The sequence below is a fragment of the Rhodococcus opacus B4 genome (assembly GCF_000010805.1).
Classification (GTDB): domain Bacteria; phylum Actinomycetota; class Actinomycetes; order Mycobacteriales; family Mycobacteriaceae; genus Rhodococcus_F; species Rhodococcus_F opacus_C.
The window spans coordinates 960,719-981,414 of record NC_012522.1; the positions used below are offsets into that span (position 1 = coordinate 960,719).

Genomic DNA, 20,696 nt, shown 5'->3' on the forward strand with positions numbered 1-20,696 from the left:
CACATGGAGAGGACGCCACACCGCGCGTCCCACCACAATGAGGAGCAACGTTGTCAGACCTGATCCAGGGACCCGCGTCTCAACCGGATTCCGCCACACCCGGCGCCGGAGCGGCCCAACCTTCCAACCCCAGTGCGACCCCGGGTTCCGACGGACGCGTGCGCGTCATCCGTGAGGGTGTTGCGTCGTATCTGCCGGATATCGATCCGGATGAGACGACGGAGTGGTTGGAGTCGTTCGATGGTTTGTTGGACCGTTCGGGTCCGACTCGTGCCCGGTATCTGATGTTGCGGATGCTCGAGCGGGCCGGGGAGAAGCACGTCGCTCTGCCGGCGTTGACGTCGACCGATTATGTGAACACCATCCCGACGGAGAACGAGCCGTGGTTCCCGGGTGATGAGGAGGTCGAGCGCCGGTATCGGGCGTTCATCCGGTGGAACGCGGCGGTGATGGTGACCCGCGCGCAGCGCCCCGGCGTCGGGGTCGGCGGCCACATCTCCACGTACGCCTCCTCGGCCGCCCTGTACGAGGTGGGGTTCAACCACTTCTTCCGCGGCAAGGACCATCCCGGGGGTGGGGATCAGATCTTCATCCAGGGCCACGCCTCCCCCGGCATCTATGCCCGCGCGTTTTTGGAGGGGCGGATCCCGGCGGAGCGGATGGACGGGTTCCGGCAGGAACACTCGCACACCGATTCCGGTGGCGGGTTGCCGTCGTACCCGCACCCGCGGCTGCTCCCGGATTTCTGGGAATTCCCGACCGTGTCGATGGGCCTGGGCCCGATGAACGCGATCTACCAAGCGCGGTTCAACCACTACCTGCACGACCGCGGCATCAAGGACACCGCCGACCAACACGTGTGGGCGTTTTTGGGGGACGGGGAGATGGACGAACCCGAATCCCGCGGCCTCGCGCACGTCGCCGCCACCGAAGGCCTGGACAACCTGACGTTTGTGGTGAACTGCAACCTGCAGCGCCTCGACGGCCCGGTCCGCGGCAACGGCAAGATCATCCAGGAGTTGGAGTCGTTCTTCCGCGGCGCCGGCTGGAACGTGATCAAGGTGGTCTGGGGCCGGGAGTGGGACGCGTTGCTGCACGCGGACCGGGACGGCGCCCTGGTCAACCTGATGAACGTCACCCCGGACGGCGACTACCAGACGTACAAGGCCAACGACGGCGGGTATGTGCGGGAGCACTTCTTCGGCCGCGACCCGCGGACCAAGGAACTGGTCGCGAACCTGTCCGATCGGGACATCTGGAACCTCAAACGCGGCGGGCATGATTACCGCAAGATCTATGCGGCGTACGCGGCGGCGATGGCGCACAAGGGCCAGCCCACGGTCATCCTGGCGCACACCATCAAGGGCTACACCCTCGGCAAGCACTTCGAGGGCCGCAACGCCACCCACCAGATGAAGAAGCTGACCCTCGACGATCTGAAGAATTTCCGGGATCTGCAGCGGATCCCGATCTCCGACGCAGAGTTGGAGCGGGACCCGAAGATGCCGCCGTACTACCACCCCGGCCCCGACGCCCCGGAGATCCGGTACATGCTCGACCGGCGTAAGGCGTTGGGTGGGTTCCTGCCCGAGCGGCGCACCTCCCCGCAGCCGTTGCCGCAGCCGGCGGACTCGACCTACGACGTGGTCCGCAAGGGCTCCGGCAAGCAGCAGGTCGCGACCACCATGGCGTTGGTGCGGATCATGAAGGAGTTGCTGCGGGACAAGGAGATCGGGAAGCGGATCGTGCCGATCATCCCGGACGAGGCCCGCACCTTCGGGATGGACTCCTGGTTCCCGTCCTTGAAGATCTACAACCGCAACGGGCAGCTGTACACGGCGGTCGATGCGGAGCTGATGCTGGCGTACAAGGAGTCCGAGATCGGGCAGATCCTGCACGAGGGCATCAACGAGGCCGGCTCGACGGCCTCGTTCACCGCGGTCGGCACCTCCTATGCCACGCACGGGGAGCCGATGATCCCGCTGTACATCTTCTACTCGATGTTCGGGTTCCAGCGCACCGGCGACGGCCTGTGGGCCGCCGCCGATCAGATGGCCCGCGGCTTCGTCCTCGGCGCCACCGCCGGCCGGACCACCCTCACCGGGGAAGGGTTGCAGCACGCCGACGGGCATTCGCTGCTGCTGGCCTCCACCAACCCGGCGGCCGTGGCCTACGATCCGTCGTTCTCCTACGAACTCGCGCACATCGTCAAGGACGGGCTGCGCCGGATGTACGGCGGCACCGACGGCGTCGACGGGTTCGGTGGCGAGGACATCTTCTACTACATCACCCTCTACAACGAGCCCTACACCCAACCCGCCGAACCCGAGAACCTGAACGTTCAGGGCCTGCTCAAGGGCATGTACCTGTTCAAAAAGTCCGAGGCATCGGGTCCGAAGGCGCAGATCCTGGTCTCCGGGGTCACCATGCCCGACGGGCTGCGGGCGCAGCAGATGCTCGCCGACGAGTGGGGTGTGGCCGCCGACGTGTGGTCGGTCACCTCCTGGGGTGAACTGCGCCGCGACGGCATCGAATCCGAACGCCAGGCCCTGCGCGACCCCGGCACCGACGCCCCGCTGCCCTACGTCACCCAGGCCCTCTCGGATGCGGCCGGCCCGTTCGTCGCCGCCTCCGACTGGATGCGCGCCGTCGCCGACCAGATCCGGCAGTGGGTGCCCGGCTCGTACACCACCCTCGGCACCGACGGATTCGGATTCTCCGACACCCGCCCCGCCGCCCGCCGGTACTTCAACGTCGACGCCGAATCCATCGTCGTCGCCGTCCTGTCCGCCCTCGCCGGCGAAGGCACCCTCGACCGCTCCAAGGCCGTCGACGCCGCCACGAAGTACCGCATCGACGACGTCCGCGCCGCCGCCGTCTCCTACACGGACACCGGAAGCGCATAACGCCGACATCCTCACCCACCGCCGCCCGTGTGTCCGTCGGACAACACGGGCGGCGGTGGGCGTAGGTTCTTGTTCATGGTCGAGCAGAGTCCGCTGGTCTCCCGCAGACGACAAACCCGGGACCCGTTGCCCGACGCACTGTTGCGTCGCGTCAAACAGTTCTCCGGGCGCCTCTCGACCGAGGCCGTCACGACGATGCAGGATCAACTGCCGTTCTTCGACGACCTCGACGCCGCTCAGCGTTCCAACGTGCAGTTGCTGGTCCAGACCGCGGTGGTCAACTTCCTCGAGTGGCTGAAGAACCCGGACAGTGACATCCGGTTCAGCCTGGACGCGTTCCAGGTGATTCCGCAGGATCTGGCACGCAGGCTCACCCTCAGCCAGACGGTGGACATGGTGCGGGTGGCGATGGAGTTCTTCGAGCAGTGGCTGCCGGCGCTCGCCCGTAACGACCAGCAGCTGATCGCGCTCACCGAGGCCGTGCTGCGCTACGGCCGCGAACTGGGTTTCGCCGCCGCCTCCGTGTACGCCAGTGCCGCCGAGTCGCGCGGCGCCTGGGACACCCGGCTCGAGGCCCTCGTGGTCGACGCGGTGGTCCGCGGCGACACCGGATCCGACATGTTGTCGCGGGCGGCGACCCTCAACTGGGACGCCACCGCTCCCGCCACGGTCATCGTCGGCACGCCCCCCGAGGACGAACGGGTCTCCGTCGTCGGCACCGTCCACACCATCGCGCAGCGGCACGGCCGCGCCGCGCTCGCCGTGGTGCAGGGTTCGCGCCTGGTGATGGTCGTCAGCGGCGAACTGCAGGAGGGGTCGGGGCACTCGAGTTTCATGACCGACCTGCTCGGCAAGTTCTCGGACGAGCCGGTGATCATCGGACCGACCACGCCGACGCTCGGCGCGGCCCACTTCAGCGCCGTCGAGGCGCTCGCCGCGATGCAGGCGGTCGCCGGGTGGCGGGGCGCCCCCCGGCCCGTCCATGCGGCCGAGTTGTTACCCGAGCGGGCACTGCTCGGAGACAACGCCGCAGTCACCGCCCTCAACGACCATCTGGTCGCTCCGCTGGCGGCCGCCGGAGGTGTTCTCACCGACACTTTGGACGCGTATCTCGACTGTGGAGGTGCGGTTGAGACTTGCGCCCGGCAGCTGTTTGTTCATCCAAATACTGTGCGGTATCGACTGAAGAGAATCGCCGAAGTCACGGGGCGCGATCCGACGAATCCGCGGGATGCGTATGTGCTCAGAGTGGCTGCCACAGTAGGCCGATTGACACATTCCCATAACGAACCCATATCACGTTTAACACCAGTCACACCCTTCCCATTCGGAGAAGCAGGGCTGTAACGAACGCCTGTCCAGATTCGATGCGCGGAGCCCACGTGCAATTTTGTGGGAACCCAACAAATCCGCCGACGAAGGTTCATTCGCAACGACATCTCGCGGCACGCGGTTGACGGTGTTCTCTTGAAGAGTGATTTCGTTGCTCGCCCCGGGTCAGGGCTCTCAGACTCCCGGCATGCTCATCCCTTGGTTGGAGCTGCCGGGTTCTCATGACCGTGTCGCACTGTGGTCGAAGGCTGCCGGCCTCGACCTCGTTCGTCTCGGTACCACCGCAACGGCGGAGGAGATCACCGACACGTCGGTGACCCAGCCCCTCGTCGTGGCCGCCGCGATCCTCGCGTTCGAGGAACTCGACGCGCGTGGCCTGGTTCCCGCAGACACCATCGCGGCCGGGCACTCCGTCGGTGAACTCGCCGCGGCCGTTGTCGCCGGGGTCCTCTCCGCCGACGACGCCGTCGCGCTCGCCGCGGTCCGCGGTGCGGAGATGGCCAAGGCCTGCGCACTCGAACCGACCGGCATGTCCGCGGTCCTCGGGGGCGACGAGGCCGAGGTGCTCGCCCGACTCGACGAACTGGGCCTCGAACCGGCCAACCGCAACGCCGCGGGCCAGATCGTCGCGGCTGGCCTGCTGTCGGCGCTCGAGGAACTCGCCTCCGCTCCGCCGGAGAAGGCGCGGGTGCGCGCACTGCCCGTCGCGGGCGCGTTCCACACCCGGTTCATGGCTCCCGCCCAGGAGGCCGTCACCGAGGCTGCGTCCAAGATCACACCGGGTGAACCCACCCGCACTCTGCTCTCCAACGCCGACGGCGCACCGGTCGCATCCGGCGCCGACGCACTGACTAAGCTGGCCGCGCAGGTAACCCGACCTGTGCGTTGGGACCTGTGTACCGCGAGCCTGCGGACCGCTCAGGTCTCGGCGATCGCGGAACTTCCACCAGCTGGAACCCTGGTCGGTATCGCCAAGCGTGAAATGCGCGGCACGCCGACACTGGCACTCAAGACCCCGGGGGATATCTCCGCGCTAGCCGAACTGACAGAACTCGGCTAGTTTGCTGCGCGCACCTCGGTGCGTGCAGGGCCCGCAGGCGCGGCCGATGGGGACGTGCCTGCACAACTCCAGATACATCTACATCGAATCAGAAGGGAGCCACTCAGTGGCCGCCACCCAGGAAGACATCATCGCCGGACTCGCGGAGATCATCGAGGAGGTCACCGGTATTGAGCCGTCCGAGGTGACCATCGAAAAGTCTTTCGTCGACGACCTCGACATCGACTCCCTCTCCATGGTTGAGATCGCCGTCCAGACCGAGGACAAGTACGGCGTGAAGATCCCCGACGAGGATCTCGCCGGACTGCGCACCGTCGGTGACGCCGTGTCCTACATCCAGAAGCTCGAAGCAGAAGGTGGCGCCGACGCGGAGGCCGTCAAGGCCAAGCTCGAAGCTGCCAAGAACGACGAGGAGTGAGCTCAGCCGTGACTTCCGCCTCGACCAACGGGAGACAGTTCCCCAACATCGTCGTCACCAGCCTCGCGGCTACGACGTCGATCGCTGGTGACGTGGATGCCACGTGGAAGGGCCTGTTGGCCGGCGAGAGCGGCATCGACACCATCCAGGAAGCCTTCGTCACGGAGAACGAACTTCCGGTGACGATCGGCGGCAAGCTGAAGGTGTCGCCCGACGAGTCGCTGTCCCGGGTCGAGATCCGGCGGATGAGCTTCGTCGAGCGGCTGGCACTCGTCCTGGGCCGTCAGGTCTGGGAGAACGCCGGCAGCCCCGAGGTCGACAAGGATCGCCTCGGCGTCGTGATCGGCACCGGGCTCGGCGGCGGCGAGGCTCTGATCGACGCCGTCGACAAGATGAAGGCCGGTGGCTACCGCAAGGTGTCGCCGTTTGCCGTCCAGATGGTGATGCCCAACGGTCCGTCGGCCACCGTCGGACTCGAGCTGGGGGCCCGCGCCGGAGTGATCACTCCCGTGTCGGCCTGCTCCTCGGGTTCCGAGGCCATCGCCCATGCGTACCGCATGCTGGTGATGGGCGACGCCGACATCATCGTCGCCGGTGGTGTGGAGGGTTATCTCGACGCCGTGCCGATCGCGAGTTTCGCGATGATGCGCGCACTGAGCACCCGCAACGACGATCCGAAGGCGGCTTCACGGCCGTTCGACAAGGATCGCGACGGCTTCGTGTTCGGTGAGGCCGGAGCGATGATGGTCCTCGAAACCGAGGAGCACGCCAAGGCGCGCGGTGCCACCATCCACGCCCGCCTGTTGGGCGCGGGGATCACCTCCGACGGGTTCCACATCGTCGCTCCCGACCCCTCGGGTTCGGGCGCTGCGCGGGCCATGACGAGGGCGATCGAGACTGCTGGATTGACGAAGAAGGACATCCAGCACATCAACGCGCACGCCACGGCCACGCCGATCGGTGACACCGCCGAGGCGAACGCCATCAAGGCTGCCGTCGGCAACCATGCTGCGGTGTACGCACCGAAGTCCGCGTTGGGGCACTCGATCGGCGCCGTCGGTGCGCTCGAGGCGGTGCTCACGGTCCTGAGTCTGCGTGACGGAGTCATTCCGCCCACGCTGAATCTCGAGAATCAGGATCCAGAGATCGACCTGGATGTCGTCAAGGGCGAAGCCCGTTACGGCGAGATCGATTTCGCGATCAACAACTCGTTTGGTTTCGGTGGGCACAACGTCGCGCTCGCCTTCGGCCGGGCCTGACAGCCGGTCCTGCTAGATCGCGGGTGGAGACCCCTTCGCTGAAGGGGTCTCCACCCATCGACAGCCCACGAGGGCCGCTACAGAGGAGGACGCGATGACAATCCTGGCACCCGCGACGAAGTCCGATGCATCGATCGATCCGCGCGATCCCCTTGCGCGCCTGGAGAAGCTGTTCGACGCCGGGACGGTCGTCCCGCTCCATCCGCGTGACAAATCCGGCGTGCTGGCCGCGTCCGGCAACATCGACGGTGTCCGCACCATCGCCTATTGCTCCGATGCCACCGTCATGGGCGGTGCCATGGGCGTCGAGGGCTGCAAGCACATCGTGACGGCGATCGATACCGCCCTCGAGGAAGATGCCCCCATCGTCGGGCTCTGGCACTCGGGTGGCGCGCGTCTCGCCGAGGGCGTCGAGGCCCTGCACGCCGTCGGACTGGTCTTCGAGGCCATGGTCCGCGCGTCCGGCCGCGTCCCCCAGATTTCCGTCGTCCTCGGCTTCGCGGCCGGTGGTGCGGCATACGGTCCCGCGTTGACCGACGTCGTCATCATGGCGCCCGAGGCCCGCGTGTTCGTCACCGGACCCGACGTGGTCCGCAGCGTCACCGGCGAGCAGGTCGACATGATGTCGCTCGGCGGCCCCGACACGCACACGAAGAAGTCGGGTGTGGCGCACATCGCCGCCCACGACGAGGGTGACGCTCTGCACCGGGCGCGCCGCCTGGTGTCCATGTTCTGCGAGCAGGGCGAGTTCGATCAGGCCGCGGCCGCGCACGGCGATACCGATCTCCGCGCGCTCATGCCGGAGTCGGCGAAGCGCGCCTACGACGTCCGCCCGATCGTTCACGAACTTCTCGACAACGTCGAGGGTGAGTCGAGTTTCGAGGAACTGCAGGGCAATTACGCCCGCAGCATCGTCACCGGCCTCGGACGCCTCGGCGGCCGCACCGTCGGCGTCATCGCCAACAACCCGCTCCGCCTGGGTGGGTGCCTGAACTCTGAGAGCGCCGAGAAGTCGGCTCGCTTCGTCCGGCTGTGCAACGCGTTCGGCATCCCACTGGTCGTGGTCGTGGACGTCCCCGGATACCTCCCCGGGGTGAGCATGGAATGGGAAGGCGTCGTGCGCCGCGGAGCCAAGCTGCTCCACGCGTTCGCCGAGGCGACCGTGCCCCGGGTGACGGTCGTGACCCGCAAGATCTACGGCGGCGCCTACATCGCCATGAACTCCCGCGCTCTCGGCGCCACCGCCGTCTACGCGTGGCCCGACGCCGAGGTCGCAGTCATGGGCGCCAAGGCGGCCGTGGGCATCCTGCACAAGCGGGCCCTCGCCGCAGCACCCGAAGAAGAGCGGGAGGCCCTGCACGAGCGCCTGGCCGTCGAGCACGAGAGCATCGCCGGCGGCGTCGACCGCGCCGTCGCGATCGGTGTGGTGGACGAGGAGATCGACCCGGCCAAGACGCGCAGTGTCGTCACCGCAGCCCTCGCCGCCGCCCCCTCCACCCGCGGCGACCACAAGAACATCCCGCTGTGATCTGAGCGCTGATCGAGAGAAGGCCCCCACCGTCGACGGTGGGGGCCTTTTCGCGTCCGTGAGCAGGTGTCAGCCGACGTCCCGGCGCAGCCAGGTGACCTCGGCACCTTCTCCGCCGCTGCGGAACGGCTCGAGCGCCTCGTCCCAAGCGGTTCCGAGGGCGTAGTCCAGTTCGGCGGCGATGTCACCACCCGCCTCCATCAGTGCCCGCAGACGCATCTCCCCCACGACGACATCGCCGTTCGCGCTGGTGGATCCGTGCCACAGACCCATGCCGGGCACGTGGCTGAACCGTTCGCCGTCCACGCCCTCGCTGGCGTCCTCGGTGACCTCGAAGCGCAGCATCGGCCAGGCGCGGAGCGCATTGACCAGCCGCGAGGCGGTGCCGACGGGCCCCACCCAGTTGGTGGTCGCGCGCAGGACGCCGTTGGAGGCCGGCTGCGAGGTCCATTTCAGGTTCGCTCGGCAGTCGAGGGTCGCGGTCAGCGCCCATTCGATATGGGGGCACAACGCAGCTGGCGACGAGTGGATGTAGACAACACCAGCCGTCACGTCCGCGAACTGATTCAATGCGCGCACTCGAGCCTCCTGCTTCGACGAGGGACGTCTTCCCCAACGGCCTCAGTCGGTGTGTGCAGCACGCTCGGTTGACCAGTGTGCCCTGTGATGCCTGTGTTGCGCCAGTGATTCGAGCAATCGGTGTGTCATCACCTCTCGCGTTCCGAGAGAATACCGTCGCTCAGCCCGGTCCACACGGGCTTGGCCCAGTCGCCGAAGTCCCGGTCCGTCAACGCGACGCACGCCAGTCCCGCGGCCGGATCGACCCAGAGGAACGTGCCGGACTGTCCGAAGTGGCCGAACGTCTGCGGCGAGTTGCCCGTGCCCGTCCAGTGCGGGCTCTTGCCCGACCGGATCTCGAATCCCAGACCCCAGTCGTTGGGACGCTGTGAGCCGTATCCGGGCAGAATCCCGTCCAGTCCGGGGAATTGCACCGAAGTGGCATCCGCGAACGTCTGCGACGAAATGAGCGCCGGGCGGAACAGTTCGGCGGCGAAGCGGCCGAGATCTCCCGCCGACGCCCGCGCGCCGTGGCCGGCGGGCCCGACCAGAGCGGACGCGCTCATCGACAGCGGTGCGAACACGGATTCCGCCACGTAGTCGGCGAAGTCGATCGACGTCTCGGCGGTGAGGAAGTCGGCGAGCACCTCGTAGCCGGCACTCGAGTAGATCCGCTTGCGCCCCGGTGCCGTCTGCACCCGGTCTGTGTCGAAGGCGAGGCCCGACGCGTGCGCCAGGAGATGACGCACCGTCGAGCCTTCCGGGCCCGCGGGTTGATCGAGTTCGACGGCCCCCTCCTCGGTGGCCACCAGGACTGCGTACGCGCAGAGCAGTTTGGTCACCGAGGCCAGCGGGAAGACGCGCTGCTGGTCGCCGTACTCGCCGATCACCCCGTCGTCTCGCGACAGGACCACTGCCGCAGCGTTGTCGACGGGCCATCGGGCGATCTGATCGAGACTCTGCACCCGGTCAGACTACGAGAGCCACCCGTGGTCTGCTGCGGCGAGCCGCACAGACACGACTGCGGCGAGCCGCACAGACACGACTGCGGCGAGCCGTCACCAGTCCGCTTCGGTGTACCGGATGACGCCGCGAATGTTCTTGCCGTCGAGCATGTCCTGATACCCGTCGTTGACTCCTTCGAGGGTGTAGGTGCGGGTGATCATGTCGTCGAGGTTCAGCTGCCCGGACTTGTACATGGCCAGCAGGTTCGGGATCTCGACCCGGGCGTTGCCGCCGCCGAAGATGGTGCCCTTGAGGTCCTTCTGCAGCATCGAGAAGAGGAACAGGTTCAGCTTGACGTCCATGTCGGTCATCGCGCCCATGGCCGTGACGACGCACGTGCCGAACTTGCTGGTGAGCAGAAGGGCTTCCTCGACGTATTCGCCGTGCATCTCCCCGACCGTGATGATCGTCTTCTGCGCCATCAACCCGTTGGTGAGCGCGATGATCGGTTCGATCGCGGCGGCGGCGCTCTCGAACGCGTGGGTGGCCCCGAACTTCAACGCCTGTTCCCGCTTCCACGGCACCGGGTCGATCGCGAAGATCTGACGGGCCCCGGACGCCACCGCGCCCTGCAGCGCGCTCATGCCGACGCCGCCGACACCCATGATGACGACGGATTCGCCCGGCTTCACCTCCGCCATCCGTGTCGCCGAACCCCACCCGGTGGGGACGCCGCAGCCGACGAGGGCGGCGACGTCGAAGGGAATGTCCTTGTCGATCTTCACGACCGAAGTCTCGTGCACGACCATGTAGGGCGAGAACGTCCCGAGCAGGCACATGGGGATGACGTTCTCGCCGCGCGCGTGGATGCGGAACGTGCCGTCGCTGATCGCCAGCCCGCTCAGGAGCCCCATGCCGAGGTCGCAGAGATTCTGATGGCCCGCCGAGCACGCCGGACAGCGTCCGCAGGCGGGTACGAAGGAGAGCACCACGTGGTCGCCGACTTCGAGGTCCTTCACCTCCGGCCCCAGCTTGGTGATGACACCGGACCCTTCGTGGCCGCCCATCACCGGGAAGGACGCCATTGGCATCGACCCGGTGACGATGTGGTGGTCGGAGTGGCACATTCCGGCGGCTTCCATGCGAATCTGCACCTCGCCCGCGACCGGATCGCCGATCTCGATCTCCTCGACCGACCACGGCTCGTTCAGGCCCCACAGGATCGCACCCTTGGTCTTCATGTGACTCCCAACCCTTCATTCATGTCTGCGCATCTGCTGATGTGACGATAGACACAAACCGACCGAATTGGAACACGTTCTACCGAATCGGGTCCGGGAATCCGAAACTGTTACCCCGCCACGTCGCGCAGGTGGTGGATCGGATCGTGGACGAAGTACGTGGCGAGCGTTTCCACCGTGAACGAGGCCCCGTCGCTGCGGCGCCCGGTCCGCGACCGGAGCTCCGGCGCGACGGCCTCGAAGTTTTCGGCTACCGCGGCGCCGGCCGCCCGCAGTTCGGCGTCGACGACGGCCGGATCCTGCTCGTTGTAGCGCGCGGATTCGGCCGTCTCGTCCTGATCCCAGTTCGGGAACAGTGGATCCGTCTCGTCCAGCATGAGACGCAGCCGGACGTCGAAGATCCGGAACACGTCGCGCACGTGCGCCGCGTATTCGAGCGCCGACCACGTCTGCTCGTCCGGCCGGACCGTCACGTCGGGGCGGGCGAGGACCGGCGACCAGGCGTCGGCGTTCGCCCGCACCAGAGACGGGATGTCCTCGTACCGGGTTGCGGCCGAGTCGAACCCGCACTCGGGGCAGGCCCGGTCGAGGACCCAGGTCCAGTTCTTCGTGTCGGGAGTGATCGCCATGCCGGTCATCGTAGAGCGCCGCGCGGATGCCGCTCGTTCAGAGTTTGTAACCGATCGTCCGCAGCAGCGCCTTGCGCTCGGCGACGTCGTCGCTCGTCTCCACGCCGGCGGGGGAACCTCCGTCGATCACGCCGGCGATCCCCCGACCGAGATCGGTCTCGGCCACGATGATCTCGACGGGGTTGGCGGTGGCGCAGAAGATGCCGCACACCTCCGGCACCTGCTTCAGCGTGTTCAGGACGTTCACCGGGTAGCCGTCCTCCACGAACACGAAGAACGAGTGGCCCGCACCGACCGCGACCGCGTTGCGTGTGGCCAACTCGACGAGCCGATCGTCGTTGCCGGAGCGCCGAACGAGGCGAGGCCCCGACGCTTCACAGAACGCCACCCCGAACCGCAGGTGCGGACTCACTCCGGCCAGCGCCTCGTGGATGTCCTCGACCGTCTTGATGAAGTGAGACTGCCCGATGATCACGTTCATGTCTTCGGGCTTGTCTACCGCCACGATCCGCAGTTCCACGATGGCCTCCTCGGGTGCCTCTCAGTCTGCCCCGCTCCGACACGGAGAACAACGGACGCGGCGTGTGCCGGGCCCCCGATCAGGCGCCGAGGTGGGCGGCGAACGTGGACCGGCCGGGGCCGGCGAGGTCGCCGAGCGCGTCGCGGCGCCCGGCCATCGCCATCAGCAGCGCTTCCCCGCTCCCACGTACCTGCGGGCCCCGGCCGTGGGACCAGTCGAGATCCGTGGCCACCAGCCGCACCCCGCGGGCGCGCCAGGCACCGCGGATCAGCGGGGCGAAACGGGCGAAATCCAGCGCCGCGCGCAGCCGATCCTGCGGGATCGTCCGGGGAATCGCGAGGGGCCGCCGGATGTCCTGCTGGTGGATCATGCCGTCGACGAGGCCGATCATCCCACCGAAACCGGCTGGCAGACCGCTGGGTTCGGCATGCAGGCGCATCGAGTCCACCAACTCGTCGGTGGTGCGGTCCGCGAGATCGGCGACTCCGAGCGCGTTCGCCCGATCCTGCAGGAACCAGCCCTTCCCGAACCGGAGGAGCAGACCGCGCAGATCGAGTTCGTCGTAGCTGATCACGTGCGCCGCCACGTCCCGCACTCGCCACCGCTCACACAGACTCGGGGACTCCCACTGCTGCGGTGACAGGCCTGCGAGCAACTCCGCGAATTCTTCCCGTTCCGCGCGCGCCAACGTCATGGTGTCCACACTGCCCGCATCCGGTCGGGTTTGGAAAGACCGGACCGACCGGCGGCAGGGTGGGGCGGGCGGGGCTCGAACCCGCGACCAATGGATTATGAGTCCACGGCTCTAACCGACTGAGCTACCGCCCCATCACCGCACTGCTCGCATCGCGGCCTGCCGATGTTACCGTGCGCCCGCCGCGGGCGCGTAGCCGGGACGAAGCGCGTCCCGACAGCGCTTTTCGTCGTCGACGAGTCGATTCGACGTCCTGTGACCGGCACCGGGCTCGCAGGCCTGTGTGCGAAGACACGTCCCGGGGTACGCGGGAGTCACCGTCAATGCAGAGGATCACGGGAAGGGAGTGGACGATGAGCGTCGAACATCCAGGACCGGAACCGGACGATGCACCAGCGCTCGACGTGGGTGGGGGCGTTCAGCCGGGCGACACGCCACCGGACGCCGGCCAGACGTCGGGGCTGTCGCACCCGCAGCCGATGCCGGGCCGGACGGTGCCGATCCTCGCCTTCGTCCTGATCGGACTACTCATCCTGGGCATCGCGGCGTTCTTCGTCGCTCGCGTGTTCGCGTTGTTCGACTGAGGCGACCGTCGCCGGTTGGTCGGCGACGAGTTCGTAGCGTCGCCCGTACGTCTCGACGAGGGCCTCGATTACCGCGACCACCGGAACCGACACCAGCGCACCGACCGGACCGAACAGCGACGCGCCCACGATCACCGATCCGAACGCGACTGCGGGATGGATCGAGACCGTCGCGGACGTGATGCGCGGGTGCAGCACGTAGTTCTCGATCTGCTGGTAGACGGTCCCGAACACGATCACCCACACGCCGTCCATGGGCTGGGACGCCGCGGCGATGATCGCGGGGAGGGCAATCGCGAGGTAGGTGCCCAGCGTGGGGACGAACTGCGAGACGATGCCGGTCCACAGTGCCAGCGGCAACCAGTAGGGCACGCCGATCACCACGAGGAAGACGCCGGTGGCGACCGAGCTGATGGCGGCAAGGATGAGCCGCGACACGACGTAACCGCCTGCCTTCTCCACCGAGATCTCCCACACCACCGAGATGACCCGCTGCTGCCGCGCCGGAAACCAGCTCGAGATGGTGCGGCGGAGAGCCGGTCCCTGCGCGGACATGTAGAACACGAACAGCAGCAGCGTCAGCATCTGGAAGACGACGCCGAGCAACGACGACAACACGCCCAGGACCCCCGGCGTGAAGCGCTCGGCGAGGTCCCGCACGGTCTCGGGGGTGAGGTGGATCAGGTCCTCGCCGGTCGCGAAGTCGGTGTCGAAGACACGATTGGACCAGTCGGTCACGGAGGACAGCGCGCCCGGCAGGGCCTTGAGGAGCTGGGCGAGCTGCTGGGCGAGCAGGGTACCGAAGAGCGCCAGGAATCCGATGGCGAAGACGAACAGTGCCAGCAGCACGAGTCCGGTGGCGAGGCCTCGCCGCAGTCCCCGGCGTTCGAGCCAGTCGACGACCGGTTCGATGGTGATGCTGAACAGCCACGCGAGAAACAGCAGCCCCAGGAATCCGCGCAGGTTGACGAACAGCCACCCCGACAACTGGTAGGCGGCGACCGCCAGCAGGACGTAGAGGATCGAGGGCAGCAACCACCGCGGGGCATCGCCGGCGCCGAAACGCCGGACCGACCCGGTCCGCCCGGTTTCGCCGCCGTCCTCGCTCATCGCACACCCCGCGGTCGCTTGCTGCCGATACAGCGGGAATGTACTCGTCCGGACAGGCGCACCGATCCGAATTGGCCGGGGACAACAGAAAACCCCGCCCGGATGAATCGGGCGGGGTTTCGATGCTCCCCCGGCTGGACTCGAACCAGCAACCGTCCGATTAACAGTCGGAAGCTCTGCCAATTGAGCTACAGGGGATTATTCTGCTGTGCTTCGCCGTTCCCGGCGATGCGAGAGAAACTGTAGCGCATAGCCCCACCCCAGTACCAAATCGCCAGCCTGTCGATGCATCAGGCAGGATGGGGAAGGTCGTTGTGCGTCGGGAGGAAGCGGGAATGATGCGGTTGTTGATCGGTATCGCTGCTGGGTACGTGCTGGGTACGCGAGCAGGACGTGCGCGCTACGAACAGATCAGCCGGGCCACCAAGGCCGTGGCCACCAGTCCGGCCACCAAGAAGGTGTTGCAGATGTCACGGCAAAAGCTGTCCGACTCGCTGAACACCCAGCCGAAGCTCGAACCCATGAAACCGCTCGACGAGGACACGACCATCCTGGTTCCGCAGGATCAGCTCAAGAAGAACTAACCCACGACGGCCGGGTCAGCCGGCCATGCCGTCCCGGTTGGTGTCGCCGATCGCCTGATCGAGCAGGCTCCGACGGTACTGCTCCAGGGCGACGAGGTCGCCGAGCAGCGAGTGGAACTCGTCCGACGCTGTCGCCGGTGAGATTCGCTGCAACTTGGACTTCAGTTCCGCCACCTGCTCCCCCACCCATACCTCCTGAAGGCGTGCGATGACGCCGGAGATGTATCGCGGGACGGTGTCCTCCTCGGCGGGCAGCGGTTCGACAGCGAGTTCGGACACGAGGGACGCCGCTGTGACGTCCTCGACTCCACGACCGACGGCGTCGACCCACTCGCCGCCGCCGAGGCCGGCGCTGGCACCGCCTGCTGCGATCATCGACTCGCGGATCACGACGTACGTCGGGTGCGTGAACGTCTCGACCGGCAGCGAGTCGAACACGGTGCCGGCGATGGCCGGGTACTGCAACGCACCCTTCAGCGCCTCACGCTGCGCCCACAGTGTCGGATCGTTCGGACGGGGCCGGGACAGGCCGACCGGCAACTGCGGGGCGTCCTTGTTGTCGCCCCGGGCCGCCTTCTTCTTGGGTGGCGCGGATACCGACCCGCGGGTCGACGCCCGCTTGCGTGCCTCGTCCCGCACGCGCTGCCGGACCGCGGCGATGTCGTCCCAGCCCACCCAGCCGGACAACTGGACGGCATAGCTGTCGCGCAGCGTCGCTTCCTTGATCTGGGCGACCACCGGCACCGTGCGCCGCAGCGCCTCGACCCGGCCCTCCGCGGTCTCGAGGTCGTGCTCGGTGAGGATCGACTTGACTACGAACTCGAACATCGGGGTGCGACGCGCCACCAGATCGCGTACGGCTGCGTCGCCCGACTTCTGCCGCAACTCGCACGGGTCCATGCCTTCGGGCGCCACGGCGACGAAGGTCTGTCCGGCCATCTTCTGATCACCCTCGAACGCCTTCATCGCGGCGGCCTGGCCCGCGGCGTCCCCGTCGAACGTGTAGATGATCTCGCCGCGAAAGTAGCTGTCGTCCATCAGCAGTCGCCGCAGCATCGAGAGGTGGTCCTCACCGAACGCGGTGCCGCAGGCGGCGACGGCGGTCTTGACCCCGGCGAGGTGCATCGCCATGACGTCGGTGTAGCCCTCGACCACCACGGCCTGATGCCCCTTGGCGATCTCCCGCTTGGCGAGGTCGAGCCCGAACAGCACCTGAGACTTCTTGTACAGCATGGTTTCCGGCGTGTTGACGTACTTGCCGGGCATGGTGTCGTCGTCGAACAGCTTGCGGGCCCCGAAACCGATGACGTCGCCGGACAGGTTCCGGATGGGCCAGAGCAGCCGCCGGTGGAAGCGGTCGATGTGTCCGCGCCGTCCCGCCTTCGACAGGCCCGCGGCCTCGAGTTCCTTGACGTCGAAACCCTTGCCCAGCAGATGCTTCGTGAGGACGTCCCAGCCGTCGGGGGCGTACCCGCACCCGAACTGCTGCGCGGCCGCCGCGTCGAAGTTCCGTTCCGTCAGGTAGTCGCGGGCGGCCTGCGCGTCCGGCTCCTGCAAACGCGCCGAGTAGAACTCCTGCGCCGCCGCGTTCGCCGCGACCAGCCGGGCGCGGGTGCCGCGGTCGCGTTGCACCGACGTGCCGCCGCCCTCGTACGAGATGGTGTAGTTCAGCCGGTCGGCCAGTTGCTCGACGGCCTCGACGAAACTGATGTGGTCGATCTTCTGGAGGAACGAATAGACGTCGCCGCCCTCGCCGCATCCGAAGCAGTGGAAGTGCCCGTGGTTGGGCCGCACGTGGAACGAGGGCGACTTCTCGTCGTGGAACGGGCACAGCCCCTTCATGGAGTCGCCGCCCGCGCGCTTGAGTGAGACGTACTCCCCTACGATGTCCTCGATCCGTGTGCGCTCGCGAATGGCCGCAACGTCACGATCAGGGATTCTGCCAGCCACGCCCGACAGTCTAGGCGCTCTCCCGGAGCCCGGAATTCCGCCTCGGGATCAGCAGTTCGAGGGGGCGGGAATCCCGGCGAATCGGTCGCCGAGGTAGCCGAACGCGGGTCCCGCGCCGAGCATGGTGGCGGTGCCGTGGTCGGCGCCCGGGATCACGTCGAACTGCACCCGCGCACCCTGTGAGCAGTACCGGGCGACGGTGTTCTGTACCGGTCCGATGGCGACGAGGGGGTCTGCGCTGCCGTGCCAGACGAACATCGGCGTCCGCGGAACGCCCGGATACAGCTCGACACTGTTCTCGTCCATCACCGCGCGGCCGGACGGGTCGGCGAGGATCCCGGGACCGTTGGTCAGGTCGGGCAGCGATTTGCCGGCCCCGGCGCCGAGGATCGAATCGGTGCACATGTTGCTCATCTGCGCGCGCAGAGCGAGCCCCGCGTCGTTGAGTCCGTCCCCGAGCGGGGAACGCGTCGGGTATTCACGCTCGAGCCCGATGGCGGCCGCGAATCCCAGGCCGAACGCCTGCGAGCGGGTGCCGCCGAGACGGTCGGCCAGTTCGCCGATGTTGACCGGGGTGCCGCCCTCGGCGGCGCCCACGATGTTCAACTCCGGCGCGTAGGTGGGGGCGAGCGCCGCGGCCCAATTGGTCGCCATGGCGCCACCCGAGTACCCGGCGAGCCCGACCGGACTGCCACCGAGCCCGGCCTCGGGGAGCCGCTGCGCGGCGCGGACGCCGTCGAGGACGAGCCGGCCGCCGAGCTTCGCCGCCCCGTACGCGCTGGTGGGACCGAGGTGGTCGGGCACCGCGACCGCCCAGCCCCGCGCGAGCAGGGCGTTGAGGGCCGGGGCCTCCTGGAGGCCGCCGTTGAACAGCTGATGCGACGGGGCACACTCGAGCCCGAGCGCGTTGACGAACGGCTGATACGACACCAGCGGCCGGTTCGCGGGAGTGCCGCGGGGCACCAGCACCGTGGTGACCGCGGCGATGGGCGCGCCCGCGGAGTTGGTCGACTTGTACTTGACCTGCCAGGCGTCGGCGGTGGGGAAACCGGTGGCGGCGACCGGGCGGCTCGCCAGCACGTCACCGTCGGCGCGCGCCCCGACGTCGGCGGGCGCACCGTAGAACGGGTCGGGGTCCGCGAACGGGTAGGCCGGCGCGGCCTGTGCCGCAGGTGGAGCCAGCAGGGCGGCACCGACCGCCACCGCCAGCGCTGCGGACGTCGAACCGATGATCTTGCGCACTGCAGACTTCATCCGGTCTCCCTGACCCTCGGGTGTGAGCTGTATATGGGGCGTGTGAGCTGTCTGTAGTCCTATTCGTAGCACCGCGGCGGGCGGATTGGTCCGAGTTCGTCAGCCCCAGCTCGCCTGGGCTCCGAGACTGGACTTGTCGACGCGTTCGAGCCTGCTCTCGGTGTAGGAGGCGATCTGGTCGACGACGACCCGGACCTTGGCGGGGTCGTCGGCCGCGGCGTTCCAGGCCGGGACCAGGATCGGGTCGAGACCGTCCGGTGCGGTCGCGAGCAGCCATTCCGCGACGCGGTGCACGCGGTCACGCTGGCGTTCCTGCCGTGCCCGGTGGCCGGCGTCGGACATCACGAAGTTCAGTGCGAACGTCTTGAGGAGCGCCACCTCTGCCGCGACCACGGGCGGGACCACCAGGTCGGCGTCGTACCGGGCGACCGGCTTGTCGCCGTGGACGTCGCGGGTGCCGATGATCGCGGCGGTCGCGAACCGGCCCACCAGTTCGCTGGTGAGGTTCTTCAGGGCGACCGAACTGGTGAGCGTGCCGTCGTAGCTGCCGACCCCGACGACGACCGGCAGCAGGCTCAGCCGTTTCGCGGCCTCGACGAGTTCTTCGACGTCGAGTCCCGCGAACTCCGCGGCGCCGAACTCGGCGAGCGCCCGCTGGTCCACCGGATCGGCCAGCGAACGCAGGTCGATGCGCCCGTCGATCACCCCGTCCTCGACGTCGTGCACGGAGTAGGCGACGTCGTCGGCCCAATCCATGACCTGCGCCTCGAGGCATTGGTGACCGTCCGGGGCCCCCTCGCGGATCCACGCGAGCACCTCGGCGTCGTCGTCGTAGGCCCCGAACTTCGCGCCCGGGCGCGGCCGGGTCCACGGGTACTTGATCGCCGCGTCCAGCGACGCCCGGGTCAGGTTGAGCCCGGCGCTGCGGCCGTCGGGGTAGAGCACCTTCGGTTCGAGGTTCGTCAGGATGCGCAGATTCTGGGCGTTGCCCTCGAACCCGCCGCAGCTTTCCGCGACCTCGTCGAGGGCCTTCTCCCCGTTGTGACCGTACGGCGGGTGACCGATGTCGTGTGCGAGGCCGGCGAGGTCGACCAGATCGGGATCGCAGCCGAGACCGTCGGCGATTCCGCGGCCGATCTGCGCCACCTCGATCGAGTGCGTCAAGCGCGTCCGCGGAGTGTCCCCGTCCCGGGGGCCCACCACCTGGGTCTTGTCGGCGAGCCTGCGCAGCGCCGCCGAATGCTGGACACGCGCGCGGTCGCGGGAGAAGACGGATCGGTGCTGGGCGGCCGCGATCTGGCTGCCGGGGATCCCCGCCCGTTTCGGTGCCTCGCGAACCCGCCGGGCGACGTCGTGCGCGGAGTACACCTCGCCGCGGGGTGTGGTGTGTGGTGTCATCGAAACGCCTACTGTCCCGCCGTGTAGGGGAAGTCCGCCGAGAAGTGGGTGAGCTGATACCAGATCAACGCCCCTGTCTCCCGGGCGATTCCGTGCAGCTGCGATTCGCGGGTGAACACGGCGGGACCCTGCCGGGTGGGCGCCGTCCAGGCGTCGAGTCCGGCGTCGCGGGCCATCGTCCGGGTCCGCAGCGAATGCCACGGGTCGCTGACCAGGACTGCCGAATCGATGCCCTGCGCACCCATCGCCTCACTCACCGCCTCGATGCTGAGCAGGGTATCGGACCCCTCCTCGACGGCGGTGATGCTGTCGGCGGGGACACCGCGCGAGATCAGATAGTTCTTCCCGGACGCGGCCTCGGTGTACTCGTCGCCCTCCTGCTTGCCGCCGACCGTGATGACCTCCGGGGCCACCCCGCGCTCGTACAGCTTGTACGCCTGCTCGAGCCTGGCCTCGAACACGGACGACGGGGTTCCGGAATACTGGGCGGCCCCGAGCACCACGATCGCGTCGGCCGTCGACGTGTCGTCGATCCGCGCGACCTGCCACACGCGGACCGTGGTCCCGAGCACCAGGGCGGCGGCGAGGAGAACGACGCCGGCGATGATCCGGCGAGTCCACCGGGCCAGCGTGCCTGCGAACCCCAGGCGCGCAGGACGGCGCGGGAGGTCGTGGCGTTCACGGCTCGGTGCAGAATTCACTCCCTGATTCTGCCAGCTGTCGCCG

The 20,696-nt window shown here is 67.9% G+C and carries 19 protein-coding genes and 2 tRNA genes; 8 read left to right on the forward strand and 13 right to left on the reverse strand.

Annotated features, from left to right (window positions below):
* Positions 1-50 precede the first annotated feature (50 nt).
* From aceE to ROP_RS04505, 6 genes are all read left to right on the forward strand, one after another.
* Entirely contained in the window at positions 51-2,906 is a 2,856-nt protein-coding gene (gene aceE, locus ROP_RS04480) for a pyruvate dehydrogenase (acetyl-transferring), homodimeric type (protein ID WP_043824219.1), read from the forward strand.
* A 75-nt stretch (positions 2,907-2,981) separates the two neighbouring features.
* On the forward strand, positions 2,982-4,253 hold the full coding sequence (locus ROP_RS04485; protein ID WP_012688158.1) for a PucR family transcriptional regulator: 1,272 nt from the start codon (positions 2,982-2,984) through the stop codon (positions 4,251-4,253).
* Positions 4,254-4,380: 127 nt separating this feature from the next.
* Entirely contained in the window at positions 4,381-5,298 is a 918-nt protein-coding gene (locus ROP_RS04490; RefSeq protein ID WP_012688159.1) for an ACP S-malonyltransferase, read from the forward strand.
* 106 nt (positions 5,299-5,404) lie between these two features.
* A complete protein-coding gene (acpM, locus tag ROP_RS04495) occupies positions 5,405-5,716 on the forward strand; it encodes a meromycolate extension acyl carrier protein AcpM (RefSeq protein WP_005247839.1) in 312 nt (103 codons plus the stop codon).
* Between the two features lie 8 nt (positions 5,717-5,724).
* Positions 5,725-6,975, forward strand: coding sequence for a KasA/KasB family beta-ketoacyl-ACP synthase (locus ROP_RS04500; RefSeq protein WP_012688160.1), 1,251 nt, complete (start codon positions 5,725-5,727; stop codon positions 6,973-6,975).
* 94 nt (positions 6,976-7,069) lie between these two features.
* The gene (locus ROP_RS04505; protein WP_012688161.1) at positions 7,070-8,503 is read left to right on the forward strand and encodes an acyl-CoA carboxylase subunit beta; all 1,434 of its coding nucleotides are present in this window, start codon (positions 7,070-7,072) and stop codon (positions 8,501-8,503) included.
* A gap of 69 nt (positions 8,504-8,572) precedes the next feature.
* Here the strand turns inward: ROP_RS04505 and ROP_RS04510 are convergent, their stop codons facing one another.
* The 7 genes from ROP_RS04510 to ROP_RS04540 form a co-directional block, all read right to left on the reverse strand.
* Positions 8,573-9,082: a DUF3145 domain-containing protein gene (locus ROP_RS04510; protein WP_012688162.1), complete on the reverse strand. Its 510-nt coding sequence runs from the start codon at positions 9,080-9,082 to the stop codon at positions 8,573-8,575.
* 128 nt (positions 9,083-9,210) lie between these two features.
* Positions 9,211-10,026 (reverse strand): serine hydrolase domain-containing protein, encoded by an 816-nt coding sequence (locus tag ROP_RS04515; RefSeq protein WP_012688163.1) that lies wholly within the window; start codon positions 10,024-10,026, stop codon positions 9,211-9,213.
* 93 nt (positions 10,027-10,119) lie between these two features.
* On the reverse strand, positions 10,120-11,247 hold the full coding sequence (locus tag ROP_RS04520) for an NDMA-dependent alcohol dehydrogenase (RefSeq protein ID WP_005247847.1): 1,128 nt from the start codon (positions 11,245-11,247) through the stop codon (positions 10,120-10,122).
* A gap of 110 nt (positions 11,248-11,357) precedes the next feature.
* A complete protein-coding gene (locus ROP_RS04525) occupies positions 11,358-11,876 on the reverse strand; it encodes a DinB family protein (protein WP_043826257.1) in 519 nt (172 codons plus the stop codon).
* 37 nt (positions 11,877-11,913) lie between these two features.
* Complete coding sequence (locus ROP_RS04530) at positions 11,914-12,396, reverse strand: adenosine-specific kinase (RefSeq protein ID WP_012688165.1); 483 nt, start codon at positions 12,394-12,396, stop codon at positions 11,914-11,916.
* A gap of 79 nt (positions 12,397-12,475) precedes the next feature.
* On the reverse strand, positions 12,476-13,090 hold the full coding sequence (locus ROP_RS04535; RefSeq protein ID WP_043826258.1) for a maleylpyruvate isomerase family mycothiol-dependent enzyme: 615 nt from the start codon (positions 13,088-13,090) through the stop codon (positions 12,476-12,478).
* Between the two features lie 60 nt (positions 13,091-13,150).
* A tRNA-Ile gene (locus ROP_RS04540) sits at positions 13,151-13,224 on the reverse strand.
* Positions 13,225-13,443: 219 nt separating this feature from the next.
* Between ROP_RS04540 and ROP_RS04545 the strand changes: the two genes are divergently transcribed.
* Positions 13,444-13,674 carry a DUF6480 family protein gene (locus ROP_RS04545; protein ID WP_012688167.1) on the forward strand — a complete coding sequence of 77 codons (231 nt, stop codon included), beginning with the start codon at positions 13,444-13,446 and terminating at the stop codon, positions 13,672-13,674.
* Here the strand turns inward: ROP_RS04545 and ROP_RS04550 are convergent.
* On the reverse strand, positions 13,615-14,784 hold the full coding sequence (locus ROP_RS04550; protein WP_012688168.1) for an AI-2E family transporter: 1,170 nt from the start codon (positions 14,782-14,784) through the stop codon (positions 13,615-13,617). The two genes, ROP_RS04545 and ROP_RS04550, sit on opposite strands and share 60 nt — an antisense overlap.
* A gap of 125 nt (positions 14,785-14,909) precedes the next feature.
* Positions 14,910-14,982: transfer RNA gene (locus ROP_RS04555), tRNA-Asn, on the reverse strand.
* Positions 14,983-15,119: 137 nt separating this feature from the next.
* Here ROP_RS04555 and ROP_RS04560 point away from each other — a divergent pair.
* Positions 15,120-15,368, forward strand: coding sequence for a hypothetical protein (locus tag ROP_RS04560; RefSeq protein WP_012688169.1), 249 nt, complete (start codon positions 15,120-15,122; stop codon positions 15,366-15,368).
* Positions 15,369-15,383: 15 nt separating this feature from the next.
* On the opposite strand, the gene dnaG is transcribed toward ROP_RS04560, so the two are convergent.
* The 4 genes from dnaG to ROP_RS04580 form a co-directional block, all read right to left on the reverse strand.
* On the reverse strand, positions 15,384-17,318 hold the full coding sequence (dnaG, locus tag ROP_RS04565; RefSeq protein ID WP_012688170.1) for a DNA primase: 1,935 nt from the start codon (positions 17,316-17,318) through the stop codon (positions 15,384-15,386).
* Between the two features lie 48 nt (positions 17,319-17,366).
* Positions 17,367-18,572, reverse strand: a complete 1,206-nt coding sequence (locus tag ROP_RS04570) for a lipase family protein (protein ID WP_012688171.1) — start codon at positions 18,570-18,572, stop codon at positions 17,367-17,369.
* 99 nt (positions 18,573-18,671) lie between these two features.
* Positions 18,672-19,970: a deoxyguanosinetriphosphate triphosphohydrolase gene (locus ROP_RS04575; protein ID WP_012688172.1), complete on the reverse strand. Its 1,299-nt coding sequence runs from the start codon at positions 19,968-19,970 to the stop codon at positions 18,672-18,674.
* An 8-nt stretch (positions 19,971-19,978) separates the two neighbouring features.
* The gene (locus ROP_RS04580; RefSeq protein WP_012688173.1) at positions 19,979-20,671 is read right to left on the reverse strand and encodes a YdcF family protein; all 693 of its coding nucleotides are present in this window, start codon (positions 20,669-20,671) and stop codon (positions 19,979-19,981) included.
* Positions 20,672-20,696: the final 25 nt, after the last annotated feature.

Coding starts and splice junctions, on each gene's coding strand:
- ROP_RS04575 (WP_012688172.1), bottom strand. CDS start 19,970: ATGACACCACACACCACACCCCGCGGCGAGGTGTACTCCGCGCACGAC.
- ROP_RS04520 (WP_005247847.1), bottom strand. CDS start 11,247: ATGAAGACCAAGGGTGCGATCCTGTGGGGCCTGAACGAGCCGTGGTCG.
- ROP_RS04485 (WP_012688158.1), top strand. CDS start 2,982: ATGGTCGAGCAGAGTCCGCTGGTCTCCCGCAGACGACAAACCCGGGAC.
- ROP_RS04545 (WP_012688167.1), top strand. CDS start 13,444: ATGAGCGTCGAACATCCAGGACCGGAACCGGACGATGCACCAGCGCTC.
- ROP_RS04505 (WP_012688161.1), top strand. CDS start 7,070: ATGACAATCCTGGCACCCGCGACGAAGTCCGATGCATCGATCGATCCG.
- ROP_RS04550 (WP_012688168.1), bottom strand. CDS start 14,784: ATGAGCGAGGACGGCGGCGAAACCGGGCGGACCGGGTCGGTCCGGCGT.
- ROP_RS04535 (WP_043826258.1), bottom strand. CDS start 13,090: ATGACGTTGGCGCGCGCGGAACGGGAAGAATTCGCGGAGTTGCTCGCA.
- ROP_RS04570 (WP_012688171.1), bottom strand. CDS start 18,572: ATGAAGTCTGCAGTGCGCAAGATCATCGGTTCGACGTCCGCAGCGCTG.
- ROP_RS04525 (WP_043826257.1), bottom strand. CDS start 11,876: ATGGCGATCACTCCCGACACGAAGAACTGGACCTGGGTCCTCGACCGG.
- ROP_RS04560 (WP_012688169.1), top strand. CDS start 15,120: ATGATGCGGTTGTTGATCGGTATCGCTGCTGGGTACGTGCTGGGTACG.